This window comes from Pseudomonas edaphica (assembly GCF_965277385.1).
Lineage (GTDB): Bacteria > Pseudomonadota > Gammaproteobacteria > Pseudomonadales > Pseudomonadaceae > Aquipseudomonas > Aquipseudomonas edaphica.
This window is the reverse complement of the sequence record NZ_OZ255725.1, coordinates 695,796-707,408: the sequence shown is the minus strand read 5'-3', so window position 1 is coordinate 707,408 and position 11,613 is coordinate 695,796. Positions and strand designations below refer to the sequence as shown.

The following is an 11,613-nucleotide window of genomic DNA, read 5'->3' as shown; positions in this document are numbered from 1 at the left end:
CGCCAATGCTACGATCCAGCGATTGAAGGCGGTAGATGGCGTTTTTGCCAATCACCTTTGCGTAAGGGGCACAAATGGACTTCAACGGCAGGTCAGGTGAGATGTTGGTATTCGCCAGCGTGGCGCAGGAGGGCAGCCTGTCGGCGGCGGCGCGTGCGTTGGGGCTTACGCCGTCGGCAGTCAGCCGGATTATCGCGCGTGCCGAACAACGCCTTGGCACTCGGCTGCTGTTGCGCACCACCCGCGCGATCACCTTTACCGCCGAGGGCGAGGCGTTCCTGCGCGGTGCGCGGCGTATCCTGGCCGACATGGACGAGGTGGAAGAGGCGATTGCCGACCAGGGCGTGCCGAGGGGCCGGCTGCGGGTCAGCGCCGCCCTGGGCCATGGGCGCATGACGATCGTGCCCTTGGTGGCCGCTTTTAGTGCGCGCTACCCGAACATCGTGGTCGACCTGACCCTGGGCGACGAGGTGGTCGACATTCTTGGCGGCCAGGCCGATGTGGCGATACGCTTTGGCCATTTGCCCGACAGACCGCTGACCGCGCGCAGGCTCGGCGAAACCGGCCAGGTGGTGGTGGCCTCGCCCGAGTACCTGCAGCGCCACGGCACCCCGCAGCAACCCGAAGACCTGCTGCGGCACAATTGCCTGCGCTTCAACTTCCGGCGTGCCGAACCCAACTGGCCGTTTATGCGCGACGGCCAAGCGTATTCCTTGAAGGTGAGCGGCAACATCGAATGCAGCAGTGGTGAGGCGCTGGCACAGCTTGCGCGTGTGGGCGCCGGTATTGCGCGTATCGGTGAGTTCACCGTCAGCGAAGACCTGCGGCGCGGCGAGTTGATACCGCTGCTGCAAGCCTGGAACCCCGGCGACGTTGAGCCGATTCACGCGGTGTTCGTCGGCGGCGCGGCGATGCCGGCGCGGGTGCGCTTGTTTGTGGACTTTTTGCTCGAGCATCATCAGCTGTAAGCGCCGGCTTGCGGGCACCGTGAGGCGCGGCAATATGAACCATTCTCGTCCACATAATCTGTTGCTGCGAAGGCTTGTAACTGCTTGTATCCTTGCCCGCGAATAAGGGCGAATGGCTGCCGCCAGTGCCCAGGTCCACTGTCCGCTGTTACGGAAAACCGTAGGTTCCAAAGGTAGCAATGTGAAGCGTGATACCCACCTGGTTGTGCTTTTGCTGGCCGTTATCGGTTGCTCCCTGGGGTCATTGACGGTCTGGAAGGTGTTTGCCTCTCGAGATCGCGCCCTGCAGGAGGTGGACGTCCATGGCCTGAACCTTACCCAGGCGCTGTCGACCTATGCCGATGGCATCGTGCGCCAAAGTGCGCTGCTGTTGCTCGGGCTGGTCGAGCGTCTGGAAACCGAAGGCAGCGGGCCGGCGCAGATTCAGCGGCTGAGTACATTGATCAACCGCCAGCAGCCGCTGATGCCACAGCTCAGTGGTGTCACGATCTACGATAAACAGGGGCACTGGTTGATGTCCTCCAACCGGCCGATTCCTGCGGGCGCCAACAGCACAGACCGTGCCTATTTCATTCATCACCGTGACGATCCTTCCCACGAGATCTTTATCGGCCCGCCGATTATCAGCCGGTCGAATCAGGAATGGGTGATGACCATCAGCCGGCGTTTCAATGATTCGCAGGGTGATTTTGCCGGTGTTGTGGCGGTGACCTTAGGCATCGAAAATTTCCTGCGCTTGTTTGGCAAGATCGATGTCGGGCAGGACGGCGCGATTGGCTTGTCCCACACAGACGGTACGTTGCTGGCTCGCTATCCGTTTCGCGAGCAGGACATGGGGCGCAACTTTTCCAAGTCGCCCATCTATGTGAAGTACCTGGTTGATCAGTCAGTCGGCACCGCCTCTTTTACCTCCAGCCTGGACGGCGTGGAGCGGCTCTACGCCTTTCGCCAGAGCGACCGGCTGCCGCTGATCACCACGGTGGCAATCGGCAAGCACGAAGCCCTCGCCGCGTGGCGCACCGAGGCGCTCTTGTCGGCGGTGGTAGTGGCGGGGCTGCTGGGGCTTACCGGTCTTATCGGCTGGTTTTTGATCCTGGATATCCGTCGGCGCACCGAGGCTGAAGATCAGTTGCGTGAAACCCAGCGGCAATTGCTCACCTCCAACGGGCAGCTTGAGTTGCTGGCGATGAAGGATGCGCTGACGGGTTTGGCAAACCGGCGCTGCTTTGATGAGAGCCTCGCCAGGGAGGCGCTGCGCGCCAAGCGTGAGGGCACGACGCTGGCATTGCTGATGATCGATATCGACTATTTCAAGCGCTTTAACGACGCTTACGGGCATGTGGCAGGGGACGCATGCCTGCAGACGGTGGGCAGAATCTTCGAGGCGTGCGTAAGGCGGCCGTTAGACCTGGTGGCGCGGTATGGCGGCGAGGAGATGGGCATCATCATGCCGGACACCGACGCTGACGGCGCCGCCGTGGTGGCCCAGCTTATTCTCGACCTGTTGAAGCAAGAGAACATCGTGCACAGCACCAGCCCGTTCGGGCGGCTGACGGCAAGCATCGGCATTGCGACGGCCACCGGGGTTCAGTTGGAGGACTTGCAAGGGTTGGTGGAGGTGGCGGATCAGGCGTTGTACAGCGCCAAGGCGGCGGGTCGTAACCAGTGTGTGACGGGGGCTGGTGACTGGGGTTCACCATTGAACCCCAGTTGAACGGGGCCAGCCCGCTTCAGTCGGTTTGCTTAAACCCCGCTCACCAATTTCCCGCCGTCCATCCGGCGCTTATAAGCACTGTCTCGACTGGCCAACCAGAAGTACAGCGGTGACGTCACCACCAGGCCCACCACCCAGGACAAATCCGCGCCATTGATGTGCTCGGAAATCGGCCCTACATACAGCGGCGTGTTCATAAACGGAATCTGCACTGCAATCCCGATCGCATAGGCCAGCAGCGCCTGTGGGTTGTACTTGCCATAAATCCCGCCATCCACGCGAAAGATCGAGGCAATGTCGTACTTGCCTTTGTGAATCGCGTAGAAGTCGATCAGGTTGATCGCCGTCCACGGCACCAGCACCACCAGCAGCACCAGCACCATGTCGACGAAGTGGCCGATGAAGTCTTTGGAGGCGAACACGGCAGCAATGGCGCACGCGGCCAGCACCAGGGTGGAGATCACTGCGCGGCTTTTGGCGGTGGGGATCCAGCGGTAGGCGAAGGTCTGGATCAGGGTAATGATCGACAACACCGCACCATACAAATTGAGGGCGTTGTGGCTGATCACGCTGAGCAAGAACAGCACCAGCATCAACGGGCCGATGGCGCCGGTGGCGAGTTTTACTGCGTCCATGGTGTCCATGCCCACCGGGGTGGCAAGCACGGCGACGGCGCCGAAGATAAAGGCCAGGCTGGAGCCGAGGGCGGAGCCCAGGTAGGTGGTCCAGAAGGTCGACGCCACAGGCACGTCAGCCGGCAGGTAGCGCGAGTAGTCGGACACGTAGGGCGCAAAAGCAATCTGCCACAACGCCGCCAGGGATACGGTGGCCAGCCAGCCGGAGATGTTGAAGCTGCCACGGGTCAGGAAGTCGGTGGTCTGCACATGGGTGAAGATGTAGCCAAAACCCAGCACGATGCCGGCGCCGAGCACCCAGGTGCCGATGCGGTTGAGCACGTGGATAAAGCGGTAACCGATGATGCCGATGATGCCGGAACCAATGGCGCCGATCACGATGCCGACGGGCACGGGCACGCTGTCGACCACGCCGTGCAGGGATTTACCCGCCAGCACGATGTTGGAGGCGAAAAAGCCGATGTACATGACGCCGGCGATCACCACCACCAGCAGGGCACCCAAGGAGCCGAACTGCGCGCGGCTCTGGATCATTTGCGGGATGCCCATTTGCGGGCCTTGGGCCGAGTGCAGCGCCATCAGCACGCCGCCGACCAGGTGGCCAACCAGGATGGCGACGATGCCCCACACCAGGTTCAAGTGGAACAATTGCACACCCAGCGCGCCGGTAACGATCGGCAACGGCGCGATGTTGCCGCCGAACCACAGGGTGAACAGGTCTCTTACCTTTCCATGGCGGTCTTCGGGGGGCACGTATCCGATCGTGTGTTTTTCGATAAGCGGGGCGGAGGATGTTGCAGTGGTGACCATGACGAACTCCGAGGCAAGGTGAGTACGTTGACGTACTTCGCTGTGCGCAGCGTGGGCGGCGCTTTGTTGTTGGAGTGATCATCTGCAATGGGCGCGGGGAGGTAAATTAGTAAGTTTGTTGCTATAGACCTTAAAAAATATAGCTCACCGGAATTTTTGCTCCGGTATGTTGCATGGTCTTGAATCAGTGTGAAAAAGCCGATTTTTACGCACTTGTTTGGGGCGAAGTCCCACGTTTCTGGAGGTCCCGATGGCTGCCTATAACCTGCGCCAGCTCAGATATTTTGTCACCACGGCCGAGTGCGGCAGCGTTGCCGAGGCATCGCGCAAGCTGTATATCGCCCAGCCCTCGGTGTCGACCGCGATCAAGCAGCTGGAGGACAGCTTTGGTGTGCAGCTGTTTATCCGTCATCACGCCCAGGGCGTTTCACTCACCCCCAGCGGCGCGCGCTTTTATCGCAAGGCGCTGGAGTTGCTACGGGTAGCCCATGAGTTCGAGCAAAACGCCCTGGCCGACAATGATGTGGTGGCGGGGCAGATCGATATCGGCTGCTTTGAGACGGTGGCACCGTTGTATTTGCCGCGCTTGATCGCGGGGTTCAAGGCGCTGTGGCCTGGGGTGGAAATCCGCATTCGCGACGGCGAGCAGCAAGAGCTGGTGCAGGCGCTGACGGCCGGCAGTATCGATGTGGCGATGCTGTTTGAGCACGACCTGGGCGGCACCATCGAAACCACGCCATTGATGCCGCCGCAGCAGCCCTATGCGTTGTTGCCGGCCGATCACCGCTTTGCGCAGCAGGCCAAGGTGTCGCTGGCGGACCTGGTGCTGGAACCGATGATTTTGCTCGATGTACTGCCGAGCCGGACCTACTTCGTGAGCATCTTTGAAGAACGCGGGTTAACGCCGAATATCGTGTTCAGCTCGCCGTCCATCGAGATGGTGCGCGGCATGGTAGGGCGCGGGTTTGGCTTTTCGATTCTGGTGACCAAGCCGTTTACCGAGTACACCTACGATGGGCAGAAGGTGGTGTGTGTGCCGTTGGCGGAAACGGTCACCGGTTCAGGATTATCCGCCGTCTGGCTGCGGCGGGCGCCGTTGACCAAGCCGGTGCAGTTGTTTGTGGATTACTGCCGCGAAGAGCTCGCAAGACTCCTTGGCTGAATACCTTCTGATAAACACTGAAAATCACCTGTGGGAGCTGGCTTGCCTGCGATAGCGGTGGGCCAGCTGCAAATGTGCCACCTGATACACCGCCATCGCGGGCAAGCCCGGCTCCCACAGGTTGTGCGGTGCCTGGACTGGAACACAGGGCAAAAAATGTGGGAGCTGGCTTGCCTGCGATAGCGGTGGGCCAGCTGAGAATGGGCCATCTGATACACCGCCATCGCGGGCAAGCCTGGCTCCCACAGGTTGTGCGGTGCCTGGACTGGAACACAGGGCAAAAAATGTGGGAGCTGGCTTGCCTGCGATAGCGGTGGGCCAGCTGAGAATGGGCCACCTGATACACCGCCATCGCGGGCAAGCCCGGCTCCCACAGGTTGTGCGGTGCCTGGACTGGAACACAGGGGCAAAAAATGTGGGAGCTGGCTTGCCTGCGATAGCGGTGGGTCAGCTGCAAATGTGCTACCTGATACACCGCCATCGCGGGCAAGCCCGGCTCCCACAGGTTGTGCGGTGCTTGGACTGGAACACAGGGCAAAAAATGTGGGAGCTGGCTTGCCTGCGATAGCGGTGGGCCAGCTGAGAATGGGCCACCTGATACACCGCCATCGCGGGCAAGCCAGCTCCCACAGGGGGAGGCCGCCCCTCACGGCCTTACACCGCCAGGCCGTGTTGCGCGTCTTTTCAACGGCCTGAAAGAAGCGCTTGGCGTTCGACGCTCAGGCGCGCCAGCAGTTGCTCCATGCGAGGGGCGCCCAGATGCCCGCCAAACACTTCGCACTTCATGGCGGCGGCAATGTTGGCTGCGTGCACACGCTTGTCGAGTGTCCAGCCGTGCGCCAGGCCATACGCATAGGTGCCGTGCCAGATATCCCCGGCGTTGAGGGTGTCGATGGCTCGAATACGCGGGCTCGCAACGTGTTGCACAGTCAATGTGCCGCGCTGCCAGATCAGCGCGCCGTGCTCGCCAAGGGTGACGCCGATGACGTTGGCTTGGCTGCGGGCTGCCAACGTCAGTAGTGCTTCTTCGGGCGTGGCGTTATCGACAAGTGAGCGCAGAGCCGGTTCGGAAAACAGCAGGTGGTCTGCCAAGGGGATCAGTGTGTTGAGGTCTTCCACGGCGGCGACATCGGCGTCAAGAATCGTGGGTACGCCCACGCGCCTGGCCTCGGTGAGCGCCGCCTTTGCGCCTTCTACCCAGCGCACGTCGGCCATCACCGCCGCAGCGCCCGCGATGTCGTGGAGGGGCAGCCAGTCGGGGGCTGCGTCCAGGGCGGGGTCGATGTAGGGCACCACGAGTCGCTCGCCATCGCGGTCGACCAGGATGGTTGAGAACGGAGTGTGCCCTCCTGGGACTGGTTGGATACCGGCGGTGGAAACCCCGGAGCGCTTCAGGTTGTCGATGAGCATTTTGCCGGTGGCGTCGTCGCCGACACGCGCCCAGAGGGCGACCGGGCCACCCAGGCGCGCGATGCTGATCGCCGCAGCGGTGGCCATGCCTGAAGCGGCCTGGACCGCCAGGCGGGGCAGGACCTTGGCACTGAGTGGCGGGATGTGATCGACACTGAAAATGGTGTCCCACAGCGCGCAGCCGACACAAATCACAGGGTTAGCCGACATGCAGCCGTTCTCCTGCGGGCGTGCCTTGCGGGGCGTCAAGCGCTTGAATCCTGGCGCGAAAGTGTTCGGTGCCCGCAACGATTTTATCCAGCACCGCATCCAGGGCCCAGAAACGCTCACGCACGTCGTAGTCGATCACCCGGCAACGGATTGAATCAAAGGTGCCCAGCCGCTGATGGTAGATTTTGGCCAGTGCCGGGTAGCCCATGCCTTCCGTGGTGGCCGCCAGCACCAAGAACGTTGCCAGCTCTTCAGCCAATTGCGGGTGGTGCGTGCCCTGCAGGCGCAGCCATCGGTACAGGTCGGGATGGAAGTTGGTAAACACGCCGTTGAAACCTGCTGCGCCGGCTTGCATGGCGTCCCAGGCGATCGCCGCATTGGCGTTGAGAATGCGCAACGACGAGCCTTGCGCCAGGGCCACGCGGCGCTTGACCACCTGCAGGTCGCAGCTCACGTCCTTGAGCATGATGAAGCGCTGGCTGTCGATGCAGGCTTGCAGCTCCTCATCGCTGAGCAAGCGCCGATAAGGCGCCGGGCACTCGTAGAGGCCCAGTGGCAAGTCGGTGGGCAGGCGGTCCAGCAGGGCATGCAGGTTAGCGAGGAGCACGTGACTGCCCTCGCGTTGCGGGTCAAGGTGGTTGGTGACCAGCACCACCGCATCGGCGCCGCAGCCGGCCATTGCATTGAGCTCATGCACCTGGGTGTCGAGGTCGTCGCTGATATGGCCCGACACCACCACCGGCACTCGCTCTGCCACGTACTCTACGACATGCCGGGCCAGCTGCGTGCGCTCCTCAAGGCTGAGCCATTGCATCTCACTGGACTGGGCCACTGCGAACAGGGCGTCGCAGCCATGTGCCAGGTACCACTCGATCAAGCGTTCAACGCTGGGGAAGTCGATTTTGCCGGCGTCGTTAAAGGGGGTGAGCATCACCGGGACAATGCCTTCGATGATGGGTTGGGCAGGGCGTGGCATAGCAGTGTCCTCTGTGCGAGTGCTCATGGGTGAGCTGTTATTGCGGCTTGGGCCGAAGGTGATGGCCGAATGTCCGGAATGGGTTTGCGTACCAGCAACAGGTACGACAGCGCGCCGACCAGGGCTATGGCGGCACCGGTTAGCAGTGCGGGTACGAACGACCACGTCTGGGCGATAAAGCCGGTGATGATGGGCGCCAGTGCACCGCCCAGGAAACCGCCGAAGTTCTGGATCGAACCCAGCGAGGCCACGCGATTGGCCGGCGCCACCGCCGTGGCCAGTGACCAGGCGCAGGCCGAGGAGGCATTGGCGAGGAAGATCACCACGCAAATGCAGGCCACGGCGATCACGTTGCTCTCGACCAGCGCTGCCGGGATGGTGAATATCACCATGCCCAGCATGGCGACGACCATGGCGTTGCGCCGTCCCAGCACCGCTGTTTCACTGCGGCGGGTGATCCGGTCGGACACCCAGCCGGCCACCAGCGCGCCGATAAAACCGCAGAGGAACGGCAGGGCGGCGGCCACGCCGCTCATTTCCAGGCTCATGTTCCGGGCGCTGCGCAGGTAACCGGGCAGCCAGGTCAGGTAGACCCAATTCAAATACACCGAGCCCATGAAGCCAAGCATCATGCCCCAGGTCGTCGCATGGCAGAACAGCGCGCGCCAGTCCGCGAACGTGACCTTGGGGCTGATGAGGTCGGGCTCGTCGCTGTACAGGTAGCGACGTTCCTCCTCTGTGAGCGTGTTCTTGACCGGGTCGCGATAGACTGCCAGCCAGACCACCGCGACCAGCAGGCCGGCGGCACCGGTAATGTAAAACGCCCAGCGCCAGTCGAGTGCCGCGATCAGCGCCGAGAGGCACAACGGGGCCAGGGCAATACCCAGTGGAGAGGCCGAATTGAAGATGCCGGTGGGCGTGCCGCGCGAGCGCACGGGGAACCAGTTGCTCACCACCCGCGCCGCAGACGGAAATTGCGGCGACTCACCGATACCCAGCAGCACACGGGCGAGCAAGAACCAGCCAAAGCTCGACATCAGGCCGCCCGCCGCTTGGGCCAGGGACCAAAGCACCAGGCCGCCGCCCAGCAACCAGCGCGGCCCGATGCGGTCGACCAGGGCTCCGACGGGCAGTTGGCACAGCGCGTAGCTCCAGGAGAACGCCGAGAGCAGGATACCCATTTCGCCCATCGACAGGCCAAGGTCGGCGCGCACGAATTCATTGGCGACGGCCAGGGTGCCCCGGTCCAGGTAGTTGATGATGCCGCTGAGCACCAACAGGCTGAGGGCGAGGGTTTGCTGGCGTCGAATACGCGGTGGCGCAACCGGGTGTGCAGGTGTCTGGCTCATGGTGGAGGTCTCTTTTTATTGTTTTTGACAGCGTGCCTTAACTGGCGCGTTGGCTCGGCATAAAGGTTGGCCTGGCCGTACGTGGCGTTATGTAACCGTTTATCATCAAGACAAAAAAGCGCTTAGGGCTTTTAAAGTTTTACTGATTGTTGCCCAATATAACCTTCTTATTTTGCCGTTTATTATTTTTGTCTAGCGCTTACATCCTAGGTTTTCAGTTTGCGCGCTGTCAACGGTTCATTGACTGTGTCTGGGCGCCCGCTTAGTTTGTGCCTGACGCTTAACTTTTGACATGAAGCCGCCTATGCCCGCTGCCACCACCACGCCCCCCGACACGCCCCAAGCGCTGGTTACCCAGGAGCCGGTACTCGCCGACGTTGCCCGGATTGCTAATGTGTCGACCGCAACGGTTTCGCGCTATTTGAATGAGCCGCAACGTGTCAGTGAGAAGACCCGGGCCAAGGTCCGCGCGGCCATTGACCAATTGGACTGGGTGCCCAACGCGGCGGCGCGGTCGCTGGTTTCCAGGCGCTCGTATACCATCGGCGTGATCGTGCCGACCCTAGAGCACGAAAAGTTTCACCAGCAGTTACAGGCTTTCCAGAACCGTTTGGGTGCTCAGGGGCTGGCAGTGTTTGTCGCCTGCTCGGCCTATGATCCTGGCGAGGGTTATCGTCAGGCTCGAGGTATGCTGGCGCGCGGCGTCGATGCGTTGGCGCTGCTGGGGGATGATTACCCCGATGCGTTATTTGATCAGTTGAATGCCAAGGGCACGCCGTATGTGGTCACCTTCGGCAAGCGTGCCGGTGCGCGGCACCCCTGCGCGGGTTTCGACCACGGGCAGGCCTACGCCATGATTACCCGACACCTGCTGGCGCTTGGGCATCAGCGCTTGGGCATTATTTTCCAGTCGGTCACCGACAACGGCCGGATCCAGGCGCGGCTGCAAGCCGTGCACGCCACCCTGGCCGAACAAGGGCTTGCGCTGCGGCCTCAGCATCAGGCTATCCGCGACCAGCGCCTGAACGAGGGACGCGTCGCGTTTGCCCGTGCCAGCCTCAGGCACATCATGAGCCAGCAACCGGCCCCCACCGCCATCATTTGCGGTAATGACATGCTTGCCATCGGCGCGTTGCTGGAGGCTCAGGCACTGGGTATCGCAGTGCCCGGCCAATTGTCGATTTGCGGCTTCGACGACATCGAGATCGCGGCCCACAGCCAGCCCGGCCTGACCACCGTTCAGGTGCCTGACCGGCTGATAGGTGAAATGGCGGCGCAGTACCTGATCGACCGTCTGGCGGGACTTGCCTGTGAGGCGCCGCCGATGCTGGAGGTGCAGCTCGTCGAGCGCGAGTCGACAGGCCCGGCGCCAAGCCGGCCCCCACAGTAGCTAGATCGTTCACGCCTGCTCTGTGTATTCAGGTGGTGATCCCGGCGATGAGCTTGAAAAACGGCTCTTGTTTCAATGCGGCGCTTTGGCTTTCGGAGCCCTGCCGGTCGCTGCGTACTTCATTGCGATAAGACACGTATCCCCACTGCGGTGCCGAGACATCGGAGGCGGGTTTGTGCTCGCTTTTACCGACGCCGGCCTCTTGCAACTCCTGTTCGAGGGCTTTTACCAAGGCCCGGATTTTTCCCATGTGCTCGGGGCTATAGGTGCCATCCGTGCGGTCTGGCTTGGGGTAGAGCGTGAACTGAGCGCCCTGCGAAATTCGGGTGTCCCTTGGATCAACACGGCTTACATCAGTGGTTTTCCAGCTATTGATCGGGCTGTCCTCTGAGTGAATGAGCGTGCTGATGACTTCAAAGGCTTTGGGCACATCCTTTTGTGTCACGCTGATGTGGAACTTGTCGCCCACCGATTTCCCTTCTTCTTTGGCGGGTGTGCGCGTGAATTTGATAAATGGAAACTTCTTGAGCTTCAGTGCTTTATTTTCGCAGCTCCAGCCACCCAAGACCTCACCAGTGGACTGCTGAGCAACCTCAAATGTCGGCGCGCCATAATTCGGGCTAAAGCGCACGTTGGCGTGACGTGCGACATCGGCGTTGCTCATGTTCTCCAATCCGCCGGTATCAAAGGGGGATCGCCCATTCAATAGCGCATCTCTGACGCCCAAACTGATATAGGGAGGAGGAGAGGTTTCTACTCGCATGTGGGTTACCTTTGTTGAAAAGATGACGCAGTCAGTGGGCTACTCAATGTCTGGACTTTTCGTACACGCACGAAAAAGCCTGCACCTGTGTGGTTGCGTACACGCAGCGAGTTCCAGGTTTAAACGTAGGCGGGGGCTGGTGGGTGACGGGGTGTCTCAGATCAAAAGCAAAAGCACGGCGGCCGAGTAGCCGACCTGAGTGGTAGAAGCAAAAGCACAGCAACAC

9 protein-coding genes are annotated in these 11,613 nt (G+C 61.5%); 4 read left to right on the top strand and 5 right to left on the bottom strand.

The features are described from left to right. The first annotated feature begins 74 nt into the window (after window positions 1-74). Both ACQY47_RS02880 and ACQY47_RS02875 read left to right on the top strand, forming a co-directional pair. Window positions 75-968, top strand: a complete 894-nt coding sequence (locus ACQY47_RS02880) for a LysR family transcriptional regulator (RefSeq protein WP_428555439.1) — start codon at window positions 75-77, stop codon at window positions 966-968. 181 nt (window positions 969-1,149) lie between these two features. Then, window positions 1,150-2,682 (top strand): sensor domain-containing diguanylate cyclase, encoded by a 1,533-nt coding sequence (locus ACQY47_RS02875; protein WP_428555436.1) that lies wholly within the window; start codon window positions 1,150-1,152, stop codon window positions 2,680-2,682. A 29-nt stretch (window positions 2,683-2,711) separates the two neighbouring features. Here the strand turns inward: ACQY47_RS02875 and ACQY47_RS02870 are convergent, their stop codons facing one another. Further along, the gene (locus ACQY47_RS02870; RefSeq protein ID WP_017139661.1) at window positions 2,712-4,127 is read right to left on the bottom strand and encodes a purine-cytosine permease family protein; all 1,416 of its coding nucleotides are present in this window, start codon (window positions 4,125-4,127) and stop codon (window positions 2,712-2,714) included. Window positions 4,128-4,377: 250 nt separating this feature from the next. Between ACQY47_RS02870 and ACQY47_RS02865 the strand changes: the two genes are divergently transcribed. Then, window positions 4,378-5,289 (top strand): LysR substrate-binding domain-containing protein, encoded by a 912-nt coding sequence (locus ACQY47_RS02865; protein ID WP_010171799.1) that lies wholly within the window; start codon window positions 4,378-4,380, stop codon window positions 5,287-5,289. Window positions 5,290-5,973: 684 nt separating this feature from the next. On the opposite strand, the gene ACQY47_RS02860 is transcribed toward ACQY47_RS02865, so the two are convergent. From ACQY47_RS02860 to ACQY47_RS02850, 3 genes are read right to left on the bottom strand one after another with little or no spacing between them, the layout of a single operon-like run. Next, window positions 5,974-6,909: a PfkB family carbohydrate kinase gene (locus ACQY47_RS02860; protein WP_017134541.1), complete on the bottom strand. Its 936-nt coding sequence runs from the start codon at window positions 6,907-6,909 to the stop codon at window positions 5,974-5,976. Further along, complete coding sequence (locus ACQY47_RS02855; RefSeq protein ID WP_428555430.1) at window positions 6,899-7,885, bottom strand: dihydrodipicolinate synthase family protein; 987 nt, start codon at window positions 7,883-7,885, stop codon at window positions 6,899-6,901. Before ACQY47_RS02855 ends, ACQY47_RS02860 begins: the two co-directional genes overlap by 11 nt. A gap of 23 nt (window positions 7,886-7,908) precedes the next feature. Then, window positions 7,909-9,234 carry an MFS transporter gene (locus tag ACQY47_RS02850; RefSeq protein ID WP_428555427.1) on the bottom strand — a complete coding sequence of 442 codons (1,326 nt, stop codon included), beginning with the start codon at window positions 9,232-9,234 and terminating at the stop codon, window positions 7,909-7,911. 304 nt (window positions 9,235-9,538) lie between these two features. On the opposite strand from ACQY47_RS02850, the gene ACQY47_RS02845 reads away from it, so the two are divergent. Continuing rightward, window positions 9,539-10,624, top strand: a complete 1,086-nt coding sequence (locus ACQY47_RS02845) for a LacI family DNA-binding transcriptional regulator (RefSeq protein ID WP_017134544.1) — start codon at window positions 9,539-9,541, stop codon at window positions 10,622-10,624. A 28-nt stretch (window positions 10,625-10,652) separates the two neighbouring features. Here ACQY47_RS02845 and ACQY47_RS02840 read toward each other — a convergent pair whose 3' ends face one another. Continuing rightward, complete coding sequence (locus ACQY47_RS02840; protein ID WP_428555423.1) at window positions 10,653-11,288, bottom strand: type III effector; 636 nt, start codon at window positions 11,286-11,288, stop codon at window positions 10,653-10,655. Window positions 11,289-11,613: the final 325 nt, after the last annotated feature.